A 23,124-nucleotide genomic window follows, 5' to 3' on the forward strand; every position below is an offset into this window, starting at 1 on the left:
TTATACCCGTGATACTTCAACTTGCAGATGCGTTGGCTGCGTTTGCTCACCCGAATCACTTACCAGAGTAAGCTCATCGGGATTCACTCGCTTGCCGCCTGCCTGCAACTCGAATTATTTTGGGTATATCAGATGCCCAATTCATAACAGGAGAAAACTATGACAAATCAGGCACTCCAGGACAGTGAATTATTCAACACTGGCTATCTCGTAAATGGTGAATGGCGCAAGCTGAGTGAAACTTTCGAGGTTATTAACCCCGCAACGGGCGAGGTTGTCGCCAAAGTCGCAAAGGCTGGTAAAAAAGAGGCTGAAGAAGCTATTGCCGCTGCCGTTAAAGCCTTTCCCGCATGGCGTGCAAAAACCGCCAAAGAACGCTCCACCATTCTCTACCGTTGGTTCCAGTTGATAATTGAGAACAAAAGCTGGCTCGGCCGCTTGATGACTACCGAACAAGGCAAACCGTTGAAAGAGGCAGAAGGGGAAGTCGAGTACGCCGCGAGTTTTATTCAGTGGTTTGCGGAGCAGGCTAAACGGGCAAATGGTGAAATTATACCTGCGATCAAACCGGGCTCACGCATTCTCGCCACCCGTGAACCGATTGGCGTTGTAGCCGCCATTACTCCGTGGAATTTCCCGATGGCAATGCTGACCCGCAAACTCGGCCCGGCGCTCGCCGCGGGCTGTACCGGAATCATCAAGCCTGCTAATAACACGCCGCTATCGGCATTTGCTTTACTGGCGCTGGCGAAGAAAGCAGGCGTGCCTGATGGCGTGCTAAATGCTGTAGCCGGTAATACGCAAGAAATCAGCGACGCGATAATGGCGAGCCATGAAGTGCGGAAGATTTCGTTTACTGGATCCACCGCCGTTGGCAAAACGCTGGTGCGCAATGCTGCGGAAACCATGAAAAAAGTCTCCATGGAATTAGGCGGTAACGCGCCGTATATCGTCTTTGATGATGCCGATATTGATGAAGCCGTGAAAGGTGCGATTGCTAACAAATTCCGTAACGCCGGGCAGGTTTGCGTCAGTGTTAACCGTTTCTTTATTCAGGAAAAGGTTTACGACCAGTTCGTCAACAAGCTGGCCGATGCGGTTAAAGCCCTCAAAGTTGGGAATGGCCTGGAAGAGGGCGTCGCCATCGGGCCATTAATTGAGAAATCCGCAGTCGATAAGGTCTGTGAACACGTGGAAGATGCGCAAGCGAAGGGGGGCAAAGTACTGGTGGGTGGCAAGAGCCATGAATTGGGTGGCAATTTCTGGCAACCCACGGTGATTGTCGATGCTAATGACGACATGAAACTGGCGCAGGAAGAAACTTTTGGCCCGGTGGCTGCCTGTTTCCGATTCAAAACGGAAGAGGAAGTTATTGAGCGTGCGAACAATACGCCATTTGGTTTGGCAGCCTACTTCTATACTCAGAATCTGTCGCGCGTATTCCGTGTCTCTCAGGCGCTTGAAAGTGGGATGATAGGGATTAACGAATGCGCAGTTTCGACTGAACTGGGACCATTTGGCGGCGTGAAAGAGTCCGGTCTTGGTCGTGAGGGTTCGGTATTGGGTCTGGATGAGTTTCTGGAAGTCAAAACCTTGCATATTGGTGGGTTGTAGAGCGATTCGTTCTGGTTAAGGTGGCAAGCAATGAAAAAATACACCTTTGATTTTAGTCAGATAGAAGACCAGCCTGGATTCTATCGTCACTTTACCCAGGCATTTCAACTTGAGAAAAAGCAGGTCCACGATCTCGACAGCTTATGGGATGTGGTCGTCGGGGGCACTTTACCCCTCCCGGCGGAAATCGAGTTTGTTCATTTACCAGAGATGCAAAGGCGGCGTTACGGGGCTTTGATTTTGCTTTTTGACGAAGCAGAGGAAGAGCTGGAAGGGCAATTGCGCTTTAACGTGCGCGGCTAACGCTATTTTAGATATAAAAAAGCCCCCGCGAGCGGGGGCAAAGTCGTCAGAATTTGACGACGAGGGTTTATTTATACAGTTCAGCGGTGGCGTGCCAGCTATCGCCAGTACGTGCTTCGGTAATGCGATATGCCGATGCACCTTCTTTAGTCGCCTTCTGTGATAATTCCTGACGCATATCCATTGGCGCACTGCCAGTCTGACTGACAGAAATGCTACCCATAGATTGCATGTTTTGTGCTTGTTCGCTGTTTACCTGATGCGCGGCTGCGTTAGCGCCGAAAGAGATAACAGAGAAAAGGCTCAGTGCTGCGATGGTTAATTTGGTTTTCATGATGTCTACTCCTGAATTATGTTCTCAACGACCGGAAGGGCTTAACTGCGTTTATTGTTCTTGGGGTCGTCGTTTTGATTAATCGGTATTACTTATACCTGCCAGGCTTATTTATACAGCTCAGCAGTGGCGTGCCATGCATCACCAGAACGTGCTTCAACGATGCGATAAGAAGATGCACCTTTCGCTTCAGCTTTTTCATTCAGCATTTGGTGCATATCCATTGGTGCACTCCCTATCTGGCTTACAGAAACTGTGCCTATCGGCTGAAGATTCTGTGCCTGTTCTGCGTTAACAGATGTGGCTGCGAAAGCACCAAATGACAGCATTGAAAGCAGGCTGGCGGCTACTACTGTTGATTTCATGTTCATAATTTTTACCTCGTCGTATTCTTTTATTTGGGTCCTCGTTCCGTGACCCTCATCACAAAATCAAGTATACACTAATAACGTTGAAAATTAATACCACGCTAATTATTCTCTATGAAACTTTACAATAATAGAGGTTTTCTTTATTACGTAAAGTTATTAAAAATGATCTTTTATTGCTTTGTCTATGTTAAATATAAGTAAAAACAATGAGATATCAGACTTTGACTTTTTGTGCGGTTCATCACATAACTTGCTGATGGGTTGGGTTTTTAAAGTAGGAGCAGATGTGAAGAATGAAATTTGCAGGCAGGTACAAGAAAACAGAAGGATGTTATCAAGCAGGTTGCTCCCGCCGTTCAATAACAGCGGGAACAGCCGTTTTAAGACTTAAAGCTCTTGTTCGAAGAGCACCAGAATCGCTTCATAAAGCTCTTTAACCGTGAAGTCTTTGGCAGGCGTAGTAAAGATAGTGTCGTCTCCGGCAATCGTGCCCAGGATCCCTTCAGCTTTACCTAAAGAATCCAGTAGGCGTGCAATCAACTGTGCAGCACCCGGGCTTGTGTGGATAACGACAACGGCATCGTTGTAATCAATATCCAGTACCAGATTTTTTAATGGACTGGATGTGGTCGGCACACCCAATTCAGCAGGCAAACAATACACCATTTCCATTTTTGCATTGCGAGTACGCACCGCGCCAAACTTGGTCAGCATGCGGGATACTTTGGACTGGTTAATGTTTTCGAAACCTTCATTTTGCAAGGCATGGACGATCTCGCCTTGAGAACTAAATTTCTCTTCTTTCAATAATGCTTTGAATGCTTTGACTAATTCTTCTTGTTTTGAGGAAATACGCATAGGTCACCCATATTCAGGTCAGCAAAGATAACATTATTATGCATTTAAATGAATTTTTATGCAAATCAATGGCTGGGTGTAAGCTTGAAATAATGTTATGAAAGGGGCTGATTTTATCAAATTTTGTTATCGAGAAACATGCCTTCGTCACGACTCGAAAATAAGTTGTTAGGTAAATTAAATGTTATCAAAATGATGTTGTTTTGCTGCGTAGGGAGGGGTAATGTAACCGCCTGTTGATGTGACAACATCAGGTTGTGACCGGGCGCTAAGGCGTCGTTTCCACCCGGCGAGTAAATGCAGCAGTAACGTTTCAGGATTGCGTAACTTCGCAAACCTTGAGCGGGAATATTGTAATTACCCCTTCTCTGGATTATGGTCGCCACCGCATGGAGTTACGGCACCTATTTGCTAACCATAATAAGGAGTTTAGGATGAAAGTTGCAGTCCTCGGCGCAGCAGGCGGAATTGGCCAAGCGCTTGCCCTTCTACTCAAGACCCAACTGCCTTCAGGTTCAGAACTCTCTCTGTATGATATTGCACCTGTAACCCCAGGTGTTGCAGTCGATCTGAGTCATATCCCGACCGATGTAAAAATCAAAGGTTTCTGTGGTGAAGATGCAACTCCTGCACTGGTTGGTGCGGATGTGGTGCTTATCTCTGCCGGTGTAGCACGTAAACCAGGTATGGACCGTTCTGACCTGTTTAACGTCAATGCGGGAATCGTGAAGAATCTGGTTCAACAGATTGCTAAAACTTGCCCTAAAGCCTGTATCGGTATTATCACAAACCCTGTGAATACCACCGTTGCTATTGCAGCGGAAGTGCTGAAAAAAGCAGGTGTGTACGATAAAAACAAATTATTTGGCGTAACTACGCTGGACATCATCCGCTCCAACACCTTTGTTGCTGAGCTGAAAGGCAAACTGCCGACCGATATCGAAGTCCCTGTTATTGGCGGACACTCTGGCGTGACTATTCTGCCACTGCTGTCTCAGATCCCAGGCGTAAGCTTCACTGAGCAGGAAGTTGCTGATTTAACTAAGCGTATTCAGAATGCAGGTACTGAAGTTGTAGAGGCGAAGGCTGGTGGCGGGTCTGCAACCCTGTCAATGGGTCAGGCTGCTGCACGTTTTGGTCTGTCTCTGGTTCGCGCGCTGCAAGGCGAAAGCAATGTGGTTGAATGTGCGTATGTTGAAGGCAATGGCGAGCATGCTCGTTTCTTCTCTCAGCCGCTGCTGCTGGGTAAAAACGGTATTGCAGAGATCAAATCTTACGGCAAACTGAGTGCGTTTGAGCACCAGGCGCTGGAAGGTATGCTGGATACCCTGAAGAAAGATATTACTCTTGGTGAAGAGTTCGTTAACAAGTAAACACCAGGCTTCAGTGATAAAAAAACCGGAACTGAGTTCCGGTTTTTTATTGCCTGTGATTCAGCATTTATCAGTTAGTGGCTGGATATTCCTGAATCGTCACTTGTAACGTCAGCTTCTTATCATCGCGCATTACTTCAACCGGAATGACTGAGCCTGGGCGAATTTCTGCCACCTGATCCATAGTGCCTAATGCCGAAATCGCTGGTTTATTGTTCACCGAAATAATCACGTCGTTAACCAGAAGGCCTGCTTTCGCCGCTGGACCGCCAGGTGAAACTTCGTTAACGATAATCCCCTGAATCTGATCAATGCCGGTAGCCGGGCCATGCAATGGTGTTATCTCACGCCCGCCAATACCTATGTAGCCACGAATCACGCGGCCATCGCGAATAAGCTTATCCATGATTTTGGTGGAAAGCTGAGTCGGGATTGCAAAGCCAATACCTTCCGGTGTTTCGCCATCATTACTTTTATCAAACGACAACGTGTTAATACCCATTAACTCACCTAGTGAGTTAACCAGCGCACCGCCTGAGTTACCGTGGTTAATTGAGGCGTCAGTTTGCAGGAATGACTGGCGGCCTGAAGGGCTAAGGCCAATACGACCCGTCGCGCTGATTATCCCCTGCGTAATGGTCTGCCCAAGGTTATACGGGTTGCCAATCGCCATGACGACATCACCAATATGCGGCACCCGCTTATTGTTGATAGGAATAACGGGGAGGCTGGTGGCATTGATCTTCAACACAGCGAGATCGGTAAGGCTGTCGGAGCCAACCAGTAGCGCTTCAAACACACGGCCATCTTGCAGTGCAACGATGATTTGCTCGGCATCATTAATAACGTGTTTATTGGTAATGATGTAACCACGCTCGTCCATGATGACGCCTGAACCGAGAGTTTTAATTTCTAGCTGATTTTGCGAATTGTTACCAATGCTGCGGTTGTATACGTTTACCACAGCAGGCGCAGCGCGTCGCACCGCAGAGTTGTAGCTCACCGGAGTTTCATCAGCACTGTCAAACTTTGAGGGGGCTAAAGGGACGATTTTCTGGCGCAGCGTTGGTAATGCAACCAACAACAATCCAGCCACAATCAGGCCAATTACCACCGAGCGTAATATCTTTAGAAACATGGATTTGAATTAGTTAATAATAAGCCGGAAGCAGAATAGCATGAGTTAATCGGACATCGTACAGAGATGTCCGATTACTGATCAGATTAACGTACTAACAGATATATGCTCTCTTCACCACGCGCCACATGCAACGCAATGACGTCTGGTTTGCTTTCCAGAACCTTACGCATTTCCGCGATACTTGAGACCCGCTCGCGGTTCACGCCAATGATAAAATCATCTTTGTGTAACCCGGCTTGTGCCGCAGGTGTACCTTTTTCAACGCTGTCGAGTTTAATGCCCTTAGTGCCATCTTTTAACTGGCCATCACTCAGGGTTGCGCCTTGTAAGGCTGGCATAATCAGTTCTGCGTTGGCTGATGATGCAGTACTTTTATCCAGCGTCACGCTCACTTCCAACGGTTTCCCATCGCGCAGTAGGCCCAGTTTCACTACAGTTCCGGGTTCAGTTGTGGCGATTTTAGCTCGCAATTCAGCAAAACTACTGATGGCTTTGCCATTCAGGCTAGTAATCACATCACCGGCTTTCACGCCTGCTTTTGCTGAACCTGATTGCGGTAAGACTTCGCTGATGAACGCGCCACGCTGAGTTGTGAGGTTGAAGGCTTTAGCGATATCCGCACTCATCTCAGTACCTTTAATACCGAGCAAGCCGCGTTTGATTTCACCAAATTCCATCAGTTGTTTAGCCAGGGTTTGCGCCATATTACTTGGAATAGCAAAACCGATACCGACACTACCGCCGCTTGGCGCGAGAATCGCGGTATTAATGCCGATAAGCTCGCCGTTCAGGTTCAGCAACGCGCCACCGGAGTTACCACGGTTAATGGAAGCATCTGTCTGAATAAAGTTTTCTAACCCTTCAAGGTTAAGACCACTACGACCGAGTGCTGAAACGATACCTGATGTGGCTGTTTGCCCAAGGCCAAATGGGTTACCTACGGCTACCGCGAAATCACCAACGCGCAACTTGTCTGAATCAGCCACGGCGATTTGCGTCAGGCCACTCGCATTCTGGATTTGAATCAGTGCGATATCACTTTGGTCATCACCGCCAATTAATTTGGCATCAAACTCACGTCCATCATTTAACTGCACGCTGATTTTCTCAGCATGGTTAATGACGTGATTATTTGTTAACACATAGCCTTTCTCTGCATTGATGATGACGCCAGAGCCAAGACCTTCAAATGGCTGAGATTCCGATGGTGGCATGTCATCACCAAAGAACTTTTTAAACTCTTCTGGGACTTTCTGGCTCGGTGCTGCAGCTGTGCCTTCTACCTGCACGCTGACTACCGCGGGTAATACTTTTTCCAGCATTGGTGCAAGGCTTGGTATTGCTGCCTGGCCCGGAACTTGTGCTGGCAACGCCGCATTTACCTGCGATGCAATACCGAAAGTTAGTCCGATACTTATCGCTAATGCACTCAACAACAGTGTTTGTTTCTTCATTGGTGGCTTGCTCTCGTGACCTGGAAAAAGGAAAACCCGACCGACCTGTCATCTATCAAGCTACAGGGGATGACACTCCGATGTTATTGAAATATCAACCGGGTAACAATGTTGTTATAGAGTGATGAGATACTAGTAAATGATAGCTGTGCGTGAGAGAGATTGGGGTACGAAAACCGTACCCCAGGAAAAAATACAGAATTGTGATTAATCGCGTTTTGCGCGTTCGGTACGCAGCAAACCGGATGCGCCATCGGAATAGTCACGCGGCATTTGAACCGGTGCCTGATCGTTGCTGGCTTCAGACTCAGCGAGGCGGTTACGGAATGGATTCGCTTCTGCTGACATTTCTGGCAACAAGCTGCTGGAGCTTTTTGCCATGTGTTGATAAAGCTGGCGGTAATCATCAGCCATGTTATCGAGCAATTCGGCACTACGTGCAAAATGGCTGACTAACTCTTCACGATACTCTTCAAGTTCCGCTTTGTTTTTCTCAATCTCGTACTGCATAGCTTGCTGCTGACGCAGCTTGCGGTTGCCGAAACGCATAGCAACTGCACCAACGATGATGCCAACAACTAACCCAATTAGCGCATATTCCCAGGTCATGAACTTCTCCCGTTGTATTGTGTTTCCGTAGGGTAATGTAGCCACTATAACCGTTAACCTAAGAGAAGTGGAATCCTGACGCAGCATCGCTTAGGGTAGAACGGCCTTTTTTTCGACAACCGTCCTTTTTTGAGCATTAAGTAAACGGCAATCCGATTTTTAAGGGAATACCATAATACCATGCAAAATCTCTCCCCTGCATCGCGCTACCAACAAGCCCTGACCGAGGGCAGCTATCAACCGGATGATGTGCAACGTGAGGCTGTCGCCAGACTGGACGTCATTTGGCAGGCATTAACCAGTCAAACGCCAACAGTGGCAGCTAGCGGTAATTTCTTTGGCAAACTCTTTGGTAAACGTAGCGCTTCGACAAATCAGGAGCCTGTCCGTGGGCTGTATATGTGGGGTGGAGTGGGGCGAGGGAAAACTTGGTTAATGGATATGTTTTTTCAGAGTTTACCTGGCGAACGCAAGCTACGGTTGCACTTTCATCGATTCATGCTGCGTGTACATGAAGAACTGGCTGAGTTACAGGGGCAAATAGATCCACTGGAAGTCATTGCAGACCGCTTCAAATCCCAGACGGACATTCTTTGTTTTGATGAGTTTTTCGTGTCGGATATCACGGATGCGATGTTGCTCGGCACGCTAATGCAAGCGCTGTTTGCTCGCGGTATTACGCTTGTGGCTACATCCAATATTCCGCCGGATGATCTGTATCGTAACGGTCTACAGAGGCCGCGATTTATCCCTGCGATTGACGCGATAAAGCGCCACTGTGAAATCATGAACGTTGATGCGGGTATCGATTATCGCTTGAGAACGTTGACCCAGGCCCATTTATGGCTTTCCCCACTTAATGACGAAACCGCAGGGCAAATGGAAAAACTCTACACAGCGCTGGCCGGTGCGGCGCGGGAAGGAGAGCCAGTGCTGGAAATTAATCATCGTCCATTAGCCACTTTAGGTCTTGCCAATCAAACGCTTGCTGTTGATTTCAATACATTGTGTGTCGATGCTCGCAGTCAGCATGACTACATCGCATTGTCGCGTCTGTTCCATACCGTGATGTTGTTTAATGTACCGGTAATGAATACGCGTAATGAAAATGAAGCGCGTCGCTTCATCGCACTGGTAGATGAGTTTTACGAACGTCACGTCAAGCTGGTGGTATCAGCACAAGTTTCGCTGTTTGATATTTACCAGGGGGAAAGGCTGCGCTTTGAGTTCCAGCGCTGCCTGTCGCGCCTGCAGGAAATGCAAAGTGAAGAGTATTTGCGGTTGCCACATATGCCTTAAACGGCAATGTGCAATTGGGGCTGACTATAAAGTGAGACAAAAACGACAAAAAGGTTCGACCTTTAGGGGCGACTTCCCTATAATCTTGCGACCCCACGTTACAACCAAAGTTTTTTTCCCAAAACTTGGTCGTGCTGGCATTGGCTATTCGAAGGGGTAGGTTTGCCGGACTTTGTCGTGTGAACCTTGAACTGATTTTAAACGTTTGGGTGAACACCTACGTGTAACTATATATTGGGTAAGCTTTTAATGAAAACTTTTACAGCTAAACCAGAAACCGTACAGCGCGACTGGTTCGTTGTTGACGCTGACGGTAAGACCTTAGGTCGTCTGGCTACTGAATTGGCTAGCCGTCTGCGCGGTAAGCACAAAGCGGAATACACTCCGCACGTTGATACTGGTGATTACATCATCGTTCTGAACGCAGAAAAAGTTGCTGTAACCGGCAACAAGCGTACTGACAAAGTGTATTACCGCCACACCGGCTACGTCGGTGGTATCAAACAAGCGACCTTTGAAGAGATGATTGCTCGCCATCCTGAGCGTGTGATTGAAATCGCGGTTAAAGGCATGCTGCCAAAGGGCCCGCTGGGCCGTGCTATGTTCCGTAAACTGAAAGTTTACGCGGGCACCGAGCACAACCACGCGGCACAGCAACCGCAAGTTCTGGACATTTAATCGGGATTATGGCAATGGCTGAAAATCAATACTACGGCACTGGTCGCCGCAAAAGTTCTGCAGCTCGCGTTTTTATCAAACCGGGCAGCGGTAAAATCATCATCAACCAACGTTCTCTGGAACAGTACTTCGGTCGTGAAACTGCCCGCATGGTAGTTCGTCAACCGCTGGAATTGGTTGATATGGTTGAGAAATTCGATCTGTACATCACTGTTAAAGGTGGTGGTACTTCTGGTCAGGCTGGTGCGATCCGTCATGGTATCACCCGCGCTCTGATGGAGTACGACGAGTCCCTGCGTGGCGAACTGCGTAAAGCTGGTTTCGTTACTCGTGATGCTCGTGAAGTTGAACGTAAGAAAGTCGGTCTGCGTAAAGCACGTCGTCGTCCTCAGTTCTCCAAACGTTAATTGTCGTCTGCTTTTGCAGAATACAATTTGCGAAAAAACCCGGTCTTGTACCGGGTTTTTTTATGCCTGAAAATTATATTTAGTGTTGCTAACTTCATGATAGCACTAGCTTTTCAGTCAAAATCCAGATCCATCCCCCACAAAACCCGTAAAATCTGGTAAACTATCAACCAATTTTCTGCCCTCATGTCGGCATCAGTTTGTTTTTGCCTCTTTTTTGGCAACTGGTGGTGTTCCGGCGTCTTGGGTATCAAACGGTCAGGTTAGTTGCCGCTTGCGGCTATTAGCAGTAATTTTCTGATAAACTTGGAGGTTTTCATGGCTGTCGCTGCCAACAAACGTTCGGTGATGACGCTGTTTTCCGGTCCTACTGACATCTATAGCCACCAGGTGCGTATCGTACTGGCTGAAAAAGGTGTTAGCGTTGAAATTGAGCATGTGGAAACGGATAACCTGCCTCAGGATCTGATTGACCTCAACCCAAATCACAGCGTACCGACCCTGGTTGACCGCGAACTTACCCTGTGGGAATCCCGCATCATCATGGAATATCTTGATGAGCGTTTCCCGCACCCACCATTAATGCCGGTTTATCCGGTTGCACGTGGTGAAAGTCGCCTGTACATGCATCGTATCCAGAAAGACTGGTATTCACTGATGCACATCGTGATGAACGGTTCTGCTCAAGAAGCTGATGCTGCACGCAAGCAATTACGTGAAGAACTACTGGCCATCGCACCTGTATTTACTCAGAAACCTTTCTTCCTGAGTGATGAATTCAGCCTGGTAGATTGCTACCTGGCGCCGCTGCTGTGGCGTTTGCCGCAGATGGGTATTGAGTTGACAGGCGCGGGTTCTAAAGAGATGAAAGGCTATATGACTCGCGTGTTTGAGCGTGATTCATTCCTCGCTTCTTTGACCGAACCTGAGCGCGAAATGCGTCTTCAGACCCGGGGCTAATTGATGGAAATGTCGCAATTGTCACCACGTCGCCCTTATCTGCTTCGTGCTTTTTACGAGTGGCTACTGGATAACCAGCTCACACCGCACTTGGTTGTGGATGTGACATTGCCAGGCGTGCATGTGCCTATGGAATATGCACGTGACGGGCAAATTGTCCTGAATATCGCGCCGCGAGCGGTAGGAAACCTGGAGCTAGCCAATAGTGATGTGCGTTTTAATGCGCGTTTCGGTGGTGTGCCACGTCAGGTGTTTGTTCCTATGGCTGCGGTTCTGGCTATTTACGCGCGTGAAAATGGTGCTGGCACCATGTTCGAGCCGGAAACCATCTATGACGAAGATGGTGAAAGTCATAACGATATTGAGCAGCAACCATCGGATTCAGAAATGGTGATGCAGGTGATCGATGGCTCACGCCCCGATCACGATGAAGATGACGATGGTCCGGATGACGAGCCCCCACCACGTGGTGGCCGTCCGGCATTACGCGTTGTGAAGTAACTCGCGAAATCATGCCCCTCAAAGTGCAAATCGAAGCCAGTCTTATGACTGGCTTTTTATTGTCTTAAACAAGCTGACAGACTGCATCTTTACGTAAGACATGATTTGCTGTGTTATGATTCGGCTATATTATTTGCGATGCTTCTTCCATAAACGGCCGATTCTGACGCTATGAGTACATTTGACGAGCAACCACCTGAGACGACTGAGACCATCGGTCATACGATGCGCCGTCGCCCGCTTGCGCGTAAAAAGCTCTCTGAAATGGTAGAAGAAGAGCTTGAGCAAATGATTCGCAGACGTGAGTTTGCTGAAGGTGAACAACTGCCTTCCGAGCGCGAACTTATGGCCTTTTTCAATGTTGGTCGTCCTTCAGTTCGTGAAGCACTGGCGGCACTTAAAAGAAAAGGTCTGGTGCAAATTAGTAACGGAGAGCGCGCTCGCGTTTCTCGTCCTTCTGCAGATACCATCATTGGTGAGTTGTCTGGTGTAGCGAAAGATTTCCTTTCGCGTCCTGGCGGGATTGCGCACTTTGAACAATTGCGTATGTTTTTTGAATCTAGCCTGGTTCGCTATGCCGCTGAATTTGCCACAGACGATCAAATAGCTCGTCTTGGAAAAGCGCTGGAGATGAACAACCAGGCCCTGGATGATAACGATCTGTTTATTCGATCCGATATCGAATTCCACCGGGAATTGGCGGAGATCCCTGATAATCCGATCTTTATGGCAGTGCATGTCGCATTGCTAGACTGGTTGATTGCGGCGCGTCCAACGGTTTCTCAGGACGTTCTTCATGCCCACAACAACATTAGCTATCAACAGCATATTGAGATTTATAACGCGATTCAGGCTCGTGATCCTGATGCTGCTGACGCGGCATTAAAAGTTCATTTGAAAAGCGTGTTCGCCTCCTACTATCCCACTCCGCGCAAACGCACTTCCAAGAAGTAGCCAACTTTAATCTGAGATCCCTCGCACGATTTTTTAGTACGTCTCATTAACCATCATAATTTCATATGAGCAAGATCGCATCCTGAGCGCTTAGTGATGTGGTGTTTACTTTTTGATCTGGTATAACAGGTATAAAGGTATATCGTTATGTTAAGAAACCAGACAACAATAGAGGCGTATATGACACAGAATCTTCGCGGTGTGATGCCCGCACTGCTTACTCCGTTCAATCAGCAACAACAGGTAGATACCGACAGCTTGCGCCGTCTGGTTCGTTTCAATATTGAACAGGGTATAGATGGTATCTACGTAGGAGGATCGACAGGAGAGGCCTTTCTACAGAGTGCGCAGGAACGTGAGCAAGTGCTCGAAATCGTTGCTGAAGAAGCCAAAGGGAAAATAACTCTGATTGCGCATGTAGGCAGTATCAGTACTCATGAGAGCCAGGTGCTGGCGAGTGCCGCACACCGCTACGGTTTTGATGCCGTCTCCGCCGTAACACCATTCTACTATCCATTTAGTTTCAATGAACATTGCGATCACTACCGCGCAGTAATTGATGCATCTGAAGGTTTGCCAATGTTGGTCTACAACATACCAGCATTAAGTGGCGTGAAACTCACTCTCGAGCAAATTGATACCTTAATCAATTTGCCGGGTGTGGGAGCATTAAAACAGACGTCGGGTGATCTCTACCAAATGGAACAGATCCGTCGTGCCCATCCAGATCTGGTGCTCTACAACGGTTATGACGAGATCTTTGCATCTGGTCTGGTTGCAGGAGCAGATGGTGGTATTGGTAGTACTTACAATGTAATGGGATGGCGCTACCAGGCAATCAGGCAAGCAGTTCAGAGCGGCGATATGCAACGTGCCAGTCAGCTTCAAAGTGAATGTAATAAAGTTATTGATGTACTGATTAAAGTGGGTGTTTTCCGTGGACTGAAAACTTTACTGCATTACATGGATGTTGTTGCTGTACCGCTGTGTCGCAAACCATTCTCGCCAGTGGAAGAGCATTATCTACCAGAGCTTAAAGCACTCGCAGCCCAGCTTCAGGAAGAACGTGTAGCGTTCTGAATGAGATAAATAAACCATGGTGTTGTAAACCATACCTAATCAGACCCAACTAAAGGACGAGTTTTTACGAACTCGTACCGGGAGTGCTTTATGAATAACACTGCCCAACGGATCCCGTGGTATCGCCATTTAACTAAGCCGCAATGGAAAGCATTTTCAGCCGCCTGGATTGGCTACTTATTGGATGGTTTTGATTTTGTCTTGATAGCGTTAGTACTAACTGAAATTCAAAGTGAATTTGGCCTTACCACTGTTCAGGCGGCGAGTTTGATCTCTGCGGCCTTTATCTCGCGCTGGTTTGGCGGTCTGGTTCTAGGTGCAATGGGCGATCGTTATGGCCGAAAGCTTGCGATGATAACCAGCATCGTGTTGTTCTCTTTCGGTACGCTGGCATGCGGCTTTGCTCCAGGCTTTACGACGATGTTTCTTGCTCGTCTGCTGATTGGCATGGGGATGGCTGGTGAATATGGGTCTAGCGCCACCTATGTCATCGAAAGTTGGCCTAAACATATGCGTAATAAGGCGAGTGGCTTTCTTATCTCAGGCTTCTCTGTAGGCGCAGTGATTGCAGCTCAAGTATATAGCGTTGTGGTACCGGCATGGGGCTGGCGCGCGCTGTTCTTCATCGGTATTTTGCCTATTATCTTTGCGCTCTGGCTGCGTAAAAATATTCCGGAAGCAGAAGACTGGAAAGAGAAGTTTGCTGATACAAAACCAACCAAAACCATGGTGGATATTTTGTACCGTGGCGAGCATCGGGTTATCAATATTGGCCTGACAGTTGTCGTTGCAACGGCGCTTTACTTCTGTTTTGCCGGTAACCTTGGCAACGCGGTACTTATTGCTGTACTAGGTTTGATATGTGCTGCGGTGTTCATCAGCTTTATGGTGCAAAGCAGCGGTAAGCGCTGGCCAACAGGTGTCACACTGATGGTTGTGGTGTTCTTTGCCTTCCTTTATTCATGGCCTATTCAGGCACTGTTACCAACATATCTGAAAACTGAGCTGGCCTACGACCCAAAAACCGTTGCACATATCCTGTTCTTTAGCGGTTTTGGTGCTGCAGTCGGTTGCTGTGTAGGTGGTTTCCTCGGTGATTGGTTAGGTACTCGCAAAGCTTATGTCTGCAGTCTCCTGGCGTCGCAATTATTGATTATTCCGGTATTTGCCATTGGTGGCGGTAACATTTGGGTGCTGGGTCTGCTGTTGTTCTTACAACAGATGTTGGGGCAAGGAATCGCAGGTATTTTACCAAAACTGATTGGTGGTTATTTCGATACCGAACAGCGTGCTGCGGGTCTGGGCTTTACCTATAACGTTGGTGCGCTGGGTGGTGCACTGGCTCCGATAATTGGCGCCACTATTGCTCAGCGCCTCGATTTAGGCACTGCACTTGCGTCGCTTTCGTTTAGCCTGACCTTTGTAGTCATTCTGCTGATTGGCCTGGATATGCCATCACGGATTCAGCGCTGGATTCATCCTGAAGCAGTACGGACTCACGATGCAATAGATGGGAAGCCGTTTAGTGGGGCTGGTGTTGTTAAAGAAGGGGCGGTTAAGGGACCGATGATGCACAAAGCTGTGAAATAAAGCAGTCTGATAGAACATAAAAAAGCCCGGTGATTTTCATATCACCGGGCTTTTCGTATTGATAAGTCAGGTAAGCGAATCGCTACCTGACAGACAAATTACACTTCAAGGAAGTTCAGTATCCCGTCAGCCGCTTTACGGCCTTCAGCGATTGCAGTTACCACCAGATCGGAACCACGAACAGCGTCACCGCCAGCAAAGATTTTCGGGTTGCTGGTCTGGAATGGATTATCACTACCTTCCGGTGCCAGAATACGGCCCTGGCTATCGAGTTCAACACTATGTTTTTCCAGCCACTGCATGGCATGTGGACGGAAACCAAACGCCATAATCACCGCATCGGCAGGCACAACGTGTTCTGAACCAGCGACAATTTCTGGACGACGGCGGCCATTGGCATCCGGTGCACCCAGCTCAGTACGAGCCACTTTCACACCCGATACGCGACCGTTGCCATTCACTTCGACACCCAGTGGCTGCACGTTGAACTGGAACTCAACACCTTCTTCACGCGCATTTTTCACTTCGCGTTTAGAGCCCGGCATGTTCTCTTCATCACGGCGGTAAGCACAGATGACGTGCGTTGCACCCTGGCGAATAGAACTACGCACGCAGTCCATCGCGGTATCACCACCGCCAAGTACCACAACGCGTTTGCCTTCCATATTCACATACGGCTCTTCTGGTGAGTCGCAGAAGCCCATGATCTTTTTGGTGTTAGCAATGAGGAACGGTAGGGCGTCAAATACGCCTGTTGCATCTTCATTCTCTAAACCACCGCGCATTGACTGATAAGTGCCAACACCCAGGAACACGGAATCATACTCTTTCAGCAGGTCGTCAATCTGAACGTCACGGCCCACTTCGGTGTTCAACTTGAATTCGATGCCCATGCCACTGAAGATTTCGCGGCGTTTGGTCATCACTTCTTTTTCCAGCTTGAACGCTGGAATACCGAAGGTCAGCAGGCCACCAATTTCTGGGTGACGGTCATAAACCACAGCTTTCACACCGTTACGTGCCAGCACATCAGCACATGCAAGCCCAGCAGGGCCAGCACCGATGATGGCAACACGCTTGCCGGTTTGCTTAACGCCCGTCAGGTCTGGTTTCCAGCCCATCTCAATCGCTTTATCGTTGATATAGCGCTCGATGTTACCGATGGTGACGGCACCAAACTCGTCGTTCAGCGTACAAGAACCTTCGCAAAGACGGTCTTGTGGGCAAACACGTCCACACACTTCCGGCAGGCTGTTTGTCTGGTGAGACAGTTCAGCCGCTTCAATAATGCGCCCTTCGTTGGCAAGCTTCAGCCAGTTTGGAATGTAGTTATGAACCGGGCATTTCCATTCACAGTACGGGTTGCCACAAGACAAACAGCGGTCTGCCTGTGCTTTGGCTTGGCCTTCTGAGAACGGCTCGTAAATTTCCACAAATTCAATTTTACGGATCTTGAGCGGTTTCTTTGGCGGATCAACGCGCTGTAAGTCGATAAATTGATAAACGTTTTGACTCATCGTGACCTCTTACTGCGCCTGCACCCGCAGCTCAGCTGCGGAACGACTGCGGTGACCCAACAATGCTTTAACATCACTGGACTTCGGTTTAACCAACGTGAATTTCGAGGCAAATTCCGGCCAGTTAGCCAGAATTTCTTCGCCGCGCTGGGAACCCGTCAGTTGCACATGCTCGGTAATCATTCCGCGCAGGTGTTCTTCGTGAATAGCCAGCTCATCAACGTTGAGCAGTTCAACCAACTCAGGGTTAACGCGTTTACGGAAATCACCATCTTCATCAAGCACGTAAGCGAAACCACCGGTCATACCTGCACCAAAGTTCACGCCCGTCTTGCCGATGACACAGACAATGCCGCCAGTCATGTATTCACAACCGTTATCGCCAATGCCTTCTACCACGGTAATCGCACCGGAGTTACGCACAGCGAAACGCTCACCCGCACGGCCTGCAGCATAAAGTTTGCCGCCTGTTGCACCGTACAAGCAGGTGTTGCCTATGATTGTTGCTTCGTGGCTGCGGAAGAATGAACCTACCGGAGGACGCAGCGAGATCAAACCGCCAGCCATACCTTTACCGACGTAGTCGTTGGCATCGCCAGTCAGGTGTAACTCAACGCCACCGGCGTTCCATACACCAAAGCTTTGCCCGGCAGTACCGCTGAAATGCGCTTTAATCGGATCGGCTGCAAGCCCCTGGTCGCCATTATGCTGTGCAATATAACCAGACAATGTGGCACCCACTGAACGGTCAGTGTTGCGGATATCAAACCAGAACGTTTTGCTCTGCTTGTCATCAACATACTGCTTCGCCTGAGCGAGCAGTTGAGCGTTCAGGTCGCCTTTATCGAATGGCGGGTTCGTTTCAGTCCAGTAGACTGCTTTGCCCGGCATAGGCTCCGCTGTTTTCAGCAGATTCGACAGATCCAGGTTTTGTTGTTTGGCAGTGAAACCGTCCAGCTCTTTGAGCAGGTCAGTACGGCCAATCAAGTCAACCAGGCGCTTCACGCCTAACTGCGCCATCAACTCACGTGTTTCACGGGCAATGAATTCAAAGTAGTTTGTCACTTTGAATGGCAGGCCGTGATAGTGGTTTTTACGCAGTTTTTCATCCTGAGTTGCAACACCGGTTGCGCAGTTGTTCAGGTGGCAAATACGCAGGTATTTACAACCCAATGCGACCATTGGACCGGTACCGAAACCAAAGCTTTCTGCGCCAAGAATCGCGGCTTTGATGATGTCTAAGCCCGTTTTCAGGCCGCCATCAACTTGCAGGCGAATCTTATGACGCAGGCCGTTCGCAACCAGTGCCTGTTGTGTTTCCACCAGACCCAGTTCCCACGGGCAACCTGCATATTTCACTGACGACAGCGGGCTTGCACCGGTACCACCGTCGTAACCGGCGATAGTAATCAGGTCGGCATAGGCTTTCGCCACACCTGTTGCGATGGTGCCAACGCCTGGTTCGGAAACCAGTTTGACAGAGATCATCGCCTTCGGGTTGACCTGTTTCAGGTCGAAAATCAGCTGCGCCAAATCTTCGATAGAGTAGATATCGTGGTGCGGCGGAGGTGAAATCAGCGTAACGCCAGGTACGGAATAACGCAGTTTTGCGATATACGGCGTAACTTTATCACCCGGCAACTGACCACCTTCGCCAGGCTTAGCACCCTGAGCGACTTTAATCTGGATAACATCGGCGTTCACCAGGTAAGCCGGGGTCACACCGAAGCGGCCAGAAGCGACCTGTTTGATACGGGACACTTTATTGGTGCCGTATCGCGCAGGGTCTTCACCACCTTCACCGGAGTTGGAGTTGCCGCCGATGCTGTTCATCGCTTCTGCCAGCGATTCGTGTGCTTCCGGGCTCAATGCACCGATAGACATCGCAGCAGTATCGAAACGTTTATAAAGCTCAGTGGCAGGCTCAACATCTTCAATCTTGACTGTTTCATCTTGCGGGTTCAGAGCAAGCATATCGCGCAGTGTTGCCACCGGGCGCTCGTTCACAAGTTTCGCGTACTCTTGATAATCTTTGTATTCGCCACTGTTTACTGCTTTTTGCAGCGTCTGAACCACGTCCGGGTTGTAAGCGTGATATTCACCACCGTGAACGTATTTCAGTTGCCCGCCCTGGTCCAGCGGCTTGCGAGCGAGCCATGCGCGCTTAGACAGGTTCAACAAATCTTGTTGGAAGTCGTTAAAGCCTGCACCACCAATACGGCTGACAACGCCCTGGAAACACAGCTCAGAAACTTCTTTATGCAGGCCGACCGCTTCAAACAGCTTCGAGCAACGATAAGAGGCGATAGTCGAGATGCCCATTTTGGACATGATCTTGTACAGACCCTTGTTGATACCGTTGCGGTAGTTCTGCATGACTGCACGGTACGGCTTTTCGATAGCAGTGCTGTCGACTAACTTCGCCAGTGTTTCGTAGGCGAGGTATGGATAGATTGCCGTCGCACCAAAACCGAGCAGAACAGCGAAGTGGTGCGGGTCACGCGCACTTGCCGTTTCAACGATAATGTTCGCATCGCAACGCAGATTTTTCTCGACCAGGCGAGTCTGTATCGCGCCAACCGCCATCGGCGCCGGAACGGGCAGGCGATCTTTCGCGATGTTACGGTCAGACAGCACTAACAGAACCGTGCCGTTGCGAACCATGCGTTCAGCTTCATCGCACAGTGTATTGACGGTTTCGTGGAGCGACTGGGTGGAAGCATCGTAAGTGATGTCCAGCGTGTCAGCCCGATAATGCTCTTCTTCAAGCGTTGTCAGCTGCTGGAAATCAGACCATAACAGAATTGGCGATTTGAAGCTCAGGCGGTGAGCCTGGCCTTCTGCTTCACAGAAGACGTTCATTTCGCGGCCAATGCTGGTTGCCAGTGACATAACGTGCGCTTCACGCAGCGGGTCGATTGGCGGGTTAGTTACCTGCGCAAACTGCTGGCGGAAGTAGTCGTAAATAATACGTGGCTGGCTAGAAAGTACAGCAAACGGGGTGTCGTCACCCATTGAACCCACAGCTTCCTGGCCATTCTCACCCAGTACACGAATCACAGAATCCAGCTCTTCTACGCTGTAGTTAAACTGTTTCTGGAAGCTTGCGAGGGTATCGTCATCCATTTCACGGGAGCCAACTTCTTCGTCTGGTAAATCTTCAAACGGCACCAGGCGACGGACGTTGTTTTCCATCCACTCTTTATACGGGTGGCGGCTCTTCAAATCGGCATCGGTTTCAGCTGAATGCAGAATTCGGCCAATACGCGTATCGATAACCATCAACTCGCCAGGACCGACACGGCCTTTCTCGATGACTTCGTCAGGCTGGTAATCCCAGATCCCAACTTCAGAAGCACAAGTGATCAGCTTATCTTTAGTGATGACGTAGCGCGCCGGGCGCAGGCCGTTACGGTCCAGGTTACAGGCAGCGTAACGCCCATCTGACATAACGATACCGGCCGGGCCATCCCATGGCTCCATATGCATGGAGTTAAAGTCGAAGAAGGCGCGTAACTCTGGGTCCATGTTCGGGTTGTTCTGCCAGGCTGGTGGAACCAGTAAACGCATGGCGCGAACAATATCCATACCGCCTGCTAACAGCAGCTCGAGCATGTTATCCATGGAGCTTGAATCGGAACCGGTTTCGTTCACGAATGGCGCTGCGTCATGCAAATCCGGAATCAATGGAGTCTGGAACTTGTAGGTACGGGCACGTGCCCACTGGCGGTTACCGGTGATGGTGTTGATTTCACCGTTGTGCGCCAGGTAGCGGAACGGCTGAGCCAGCGGCCAGCGTGGTACGGTGTTGGTGGAGAAACGTTGGTGGAACAGGCAAATAGCTGATTCCAGGCGTAAGTCCGCCAGGTCCAGGTAAAAGCGCGGCAAATCTGCCGGCATACACAGACCTTTATAGATGTTAACCAGGTTGGAGAGACTACAAACGTAGAAGTCTTTATCCTGGATGCGTTTCTCAATGCGGCGGCGGGCGATAAACAGGCGACGTTCCATATCACGTGGGCGCCAGCCAGCCGGAGCATTAACAAAAATTTGTTCGATGCGAGGTTTTGAGGAGAGGGCGATTTCACCGAGTACGTCTTCATTGGTTGGCACTTCGCGCCAGCCGACAATCGACAAGGTCTCGTTTTGCAACTCTTCTTCAACGATGCGGCGGCTTGCACTTGCCAGCGCGTCGTCTTTGTTTAAGAAAATCATGCCTACCGCATAATTTTTTGCCAAACGCCAACCACGTTCTTCCGCAACGATTCGGAAGAAACGGTCAGGTTTTTGCAACAGCAGGCCACAACCATCACCGGTTTTACCATCGGCGAGGATTGCTCCACGGTGTTGCATTCGGGCCAGTGCGTGAATAGCAGTACGCACTACCTTGTGGCTAGGTTCGCCTTCTATGTGGGCGATCAGGCCGAAACCACAGTTATCCTTCTCAAGGGATTTATCGTACAACATATCAGTGAACCTCCCCAGGCTCTACGTGATTCCCGATACCGATTGCGTCCAGACGCAGCAAGGGCATGGCGACGGGGTTTGCGCATCTACGCTCACCTCGCGTGTCGCCCTCTTTATGTCTAACGCATCCGGTTGCACAAGTATTGAGGACTTGCTTTAGAGGGAATCTTAATTACTGCATAAATATGGTGGGCACAGAACCCACCCAGAAAGCTTCCAGCGGATTTCCAAGTTATCGGGAAAGCGCACACAGGTCAAATGGCATTCTTATTTATACGATTATGTGCTAAATGGTATTTAACATCATGAATGTAAACATTTTATTATCATTTTTATCGTATTTAAGCGGCAGGAGGATCGCCTGGGTATTGTGATCTCTCTCACTATCTGGCGGGCTGCAAAATTCCAGACCGTGCTGGCAATGCTTAAGTTGGCAGGATCTTGTGCTATCAATGAGGTCTGGCGTGTTGTATGCCACTGTTTTTCACAAGGGCACATATTCTTTAAAAATAGAGGGTCAATATAAGGAAAAGTAATCATCTTATGCGTGCGTAAAACTGCACTAATTTTGCATTGTTATGCAACAGATAAAGCTGCGCCAAAGCGATTGATCCAGGTCATCGCTAAATTGGTCAGATAATGGCAGGCTACGTCCCTTTTACAGGGTGGCCCATCAGATTATGCAGTTACAAAAATTAGTCAATATGTTTGGTGGGGATCTTCAGCGTCGTTACGGCCATAAGGTCCATAAACTCACGCTGCACGGCGGTTTCAGTTGCCCAAACCGAGACGGCACTATTGGACGTGGCGGCTGTACTTTTTGCAATGTGGCCTCTTTTGCCGATGAAACCCAACAAAACCACTCTATCGCTGATCAACTGGAGCGCCAGTCGCAGTTGGTGAATCGCGCGCAGCACTACCTTGCTTATTTTCAGGCGTACACCAGTACGTGGGCGGAAGTACAGGTGCTGCGTTCGATGTACCAACAAGCCGTCAGTAAGGCATCTATTGTTGGGCTATGCGTTGGTACACGTCCGGATTGTGTACCGGACAGCGTGCTGGATTTGTTAAGCGAATACCATGAGAAAGGCTATGAGGTCTGGTTAGAGCTGGGCTTGCAGACGGCACATGATAAAACGCTACATCGTATTAATCGTGGGCATAATTTTGCCTGCTACCAGGAAACCGCGCGCCGTGCCCGTGCCCGGGGTTTAAAAGTGTGCAGCCATTTGATTGTCGGCTTGCCGGGTGAAGGGCAGGCGCAGTGCATGGAGACGCTGGAAAAAGTCGTTGAGACAGGCGTGGACGGTATCAAACTCCACCCATTACATATCGTCAACGGCAGCACGATGGCCAAAAGCTGGCAGGCAGGGCGGTTGCAGGCGATTGAATTAGAAGAGTATGCGACAGTCGCCGGGGAGATGATTCGCCATACTCCGCTTGATGTCGTGTTCCATCGCATTTCGGCTAACGCACGGCAGCCAACCCTGTTGGCACCACTGTGGTGTGAGAATCGTTGGGCCGGAATGGGCGCTATCGATAAGTATCTGACTGAGCATGGCACACAAGGTTCGGCGATAGGTACACCATGGAGCCCGGCAATTCTGTTGTAAT

General features: G+C 49.2%; 20 protein-coding genes. 12 read left to right on the forward strand and 8 right to left on the reverse strand.

Annotation, left to right across the window (positions count from 1 at the left end):
- Positions 1 to 159: 159 nt before the first annotated feature.
- Entirely contained in the window at positions 160 to 1,614 is a 1,455-nt protein-coding gene (locus AC0IXI_RS02385; protein ID WP_471681879.1) for an NAD-dependent succinate-semialdehyde dehydrogenase, read from the forward strand.
- A gap of 30 nt (positions 1,615 to 1,644) precedes the next feature.
- Positions 1,645 to 1,917, forward strand: coding sequence for a barstar family protein (locus AC0IXI_RS02390; protein WP_134184836.1), 273 nt, complete (start codon positions 1,645 to 1,647; stop codon positions 1,915 to 1,917).
- A 67-nt stretch (positions 1,918 to 1,984) separates the two neighbouring features.
- Here AC0IXI_RS02390 and yhcN (AC0IXI_RS02395) read toward each other — a convergent pair whose 3' ends face one another.
- From yhcN (AC0IXI_RS02395) to argR, 3 genes are all read right to left on the reverse strand, one after another.
- Positions 1,985 to 2,251, reverse strand: coding sequence for a peroxide/acid stress response protein YhcN (yhcN, locus tag AC0IXI_RS02395; protein WP_064514141.1), 267 nt, complete (start codon positions 2,249 to 2,251; stop codon positions 1,985 to 1,987).
- A gap of 107 nt (positions 2,252 to 2,358) precedes the next feature.
- The gene (gene yhcN, locus AC0IXI_RS02400; protein ID WP_064514139.1) at positions 2,359 to 2,622 is read right to left on the reverse strand and encodes a peroxide/acid stress response protein YhcN; all 264 of its coding nucleotides are present in this window, start codon (positions 2,620 to 2,622) and stop codon (positions 2,359 to 2,361) included.
- A 387-nt stretch (positions 2,623 to 3,009) separates the two neighbouring features.
- Complete coding sequence (gene argR / locus AC0IXI_RS02405) at positions 3,010 to 3,480, reverse strand: transcriptional regulator ArgR (RefSeq protein ID WP_034459812.1); 471 nt, start codon at positions 3,478 to 3,480, stop codon at positions 3,010 to 3,012.
- A 434-nt stretch (positions 3,481 to 3,914) separates the two neighbouring features.
- Between argR and mdh the strand changes: the two genes are divergently transcribed.
- The gene (gene mdh / locus AC0IXI_RS02410) at positions 3,915 to 4,853 is read left to right on the forward strand and encodes a malate dehydrogenase (RefSeq protein ID WP_232866313.1); all 939 of its coding nucleotides are present in this window, start codon (positions 3,915 to 3,917) and stop codon (positions 4,851 to 4,853) included.
- A 70-nt stretch (positions 4,854 to 4,923) separates the two neighbouring features.
- On the opposite strand, the gene degS is transcribed toward mdh, so the two are convergent.
- From degS to zapG, 3 genes are all read right to left on the reverse strand, one after another.
- Positions 4,924 to 5,991 carry an outer membrane-stress sensor serine endopeptidase DegS gene (gene degS, locus AC0IXI_RS02415; protein WP_064514134.1) on the reverse strand — a complete coding sequence of 356 codons (1,068 nt, stop codon included), beginning with the start codon at positions 5,989 to 5,991 and terminating at the stop codon, positions 4,924 to 4,926.
- An 86-nt stretch (positions 5,992 to 6,077) separates the two neighbouring features.
- Complete coding sequence (gene degQ, locus AC0IXI_RS02420; RefSeq protein WP_134184830.1) at positions 6,078 to 7,448, reverse strand: serine endoprotease DegQ; 1,371 nt, start codon at positions 7,446 to 7,448, stop codon at positions 6,078 to 6,080.
- A 207-nt stretch (positions 7,449 to 7,655) separates the two neighbouring features.
- Positions 7,656 to 8,057: a Z-ring associated protein ZapG gene (zapG, locus tag AC0IXI_RS02425; RefSeq protein ID WP_064514130.1), complete on the reverse strand. Its 402-nt coding sequence runs from the start codon at positions 8,055 to 8,057 to the stop codon at positions 7,656 to 7,658.
- Between the two features lie 180 nt (positions 8,058 to 8,237).
- Here zapG and zapE point away from each other — a divergent pair, with 180 nt between their 5' ends.
- From zapE to AC0IXI_RS02465, 8 genes are all read left to right on the forward strand, one after another.
- On the forward strand, positions 8,238 to 9,356 hold the full coding sequence (gene zapE / locus AC0IXI_RS02430; RefSeq protein WP_064514128.1) for a cell division protein ZapE: 1,119 nt from the start codon (positions 8,238 to 8,240) through the stop codon (positions 9,354 to 9,356).
- Between the two features lie 249 nt (positions 9,357 to 9,605).
- Positions 9,606 to 10,034: a 50S ribosomal protein L13 gene (gene rplM / locus AC0IXI_RS02435; protein WP_064514126.1), complete on the forward strand. Its 429-nt coding sequence runs from the start codon at positions 9,606 to 9,608 to the stop codon at positions 10,032 to 10,034.
- A gap of 14 nt (positions 10,035 to 10,048) precedes the next feature.
- Positions 10,049 to 10,441, forward strand: coding sequence for a 30S ribosomal protein S9 (gene rpsI / locus AC0IXI_RS02440; protein ID WP_034459799.1), 393 nt, complete (start codon positions 10,049 to 10,051; stop codon positions 10,439 to 10,441).
- 318 nt (positions 10,442 to 10,759) lie between these two features.
- Positions 10,760 to 11,401 carry a stringent starvation protein SspA gene (sspA, locus tag AC0IXI_RS02445; protein WP_034498882.1) on the forward strand — a complete coding sequence of 214 codons (642 nt, stop codon included), beginning with the start codon at positions 10,760 to 10,762 and terminating at the stop codon, positions 11,399 to 11,401.
- Between the two features lie 3 nt (positions 11,402 to 11,404).
- A complete protein-coding gene (gene sspB / locus AC0IXI_RS02450) occupies positions 11,405 to 11,902 on the forward strand; it encodes a ClpXP protease specificity-enhancing factor (RefSeq protein ID WP_064514124.1) in 498 nt (165 codons plus the stop codon).
- Positions 11,903 to 12,073: 171 nt separating this feature from the next.
- Entirely contained in the window at positions 12,074 to 12,856 is a 783-nt protein-coding gene (locus AC0IXI_RS02455; RefSeq protein ID WP_064514123.1) for a transcriptional regulator NanR, read from the forward strand.
- Between the two features lie 180 nt (positions 12,857 to 13,036).
- Positions 13,037 to 13,936 (forward strand): N-acetylneuraminate lyase, encoded by a 900-nt coding sequence (nanA, locus tag AC0IXI_RS02460; RefSeq protein WP_471681880.1) that lies wholly within the window; start codon positions 13,037 to 13,039, stop codon positions 13,934 to 13,936.
- A gap of 90 nt (positions 13,937 to 14,026) precedes the next feature.
- A complete protein-coding gene (locus AC0IXI_RS02465; protein ID WP_064514119.1) occupies positions 14,027 to 15,526 on the forward strand; it encodes an MFS transporter in 1,500 nt (499 codons plus the stop codon).
- A 98-nt stretch (positions 15,527 to 15,624) separates the two neighbouring features.
- Here AC0IXI_RS02465 and AC0IXI_RS02470 read toward each other — a convergent pair whose 3' ends face one another.
- Both AC0IXI_RS02470 and gltB read right to left on the reverse strand, forming a co-directional pair.
- Positions 15,625 to 17,043, reverse strand: a complete 1,419-nt coding sequence (locus AC0IXI_RS02470; RefSeq protein WP_471681881.1) for a glutamate synthase small subunit — start codon at positions 17,041 to 17,043, stop codon at positions 15,625 to 15,627.
- Between the two features lie 9 nt (positions 17,044 to 17,052).
- Complete coding sequence (gene gltB / locus AC0IXI_RS02475; RefSeq protein ID WP_134184826.1) at positions 17,053 to 21,510, reverse strand: glutamate synthase large subunit; 4,458 nt, start codon at positions 21,508 to 21,510, stop codon at positions 17,053 to 17,055.
- A gap of 680 nt (positions 21,511 to 22,190) precedes the next feature.
- On the opposite strand from gltB, the gene mnmL reads away from it, so the two are divergent.
- The gene (gene mnmL / locus AC0IXI_RS02480; RefSeq protein WP_471681882.1) at positions 22,191 to 23,123 is read left to right on the forward strand and encodes a tRNA modification radical SAM protein MnmL/YtqA; all 933 of its coding nucleotides are present in this window, start codon (positions 22,191 to 22,193) and stop codon (positions 23,121 to 23,123) included.
- The last annotated feature ends 1 nt before the right edge of the window (position 23,124 follow it).

This window comes from Buttiauxella sp. AC038 (genome assembly GCF_979253565.1).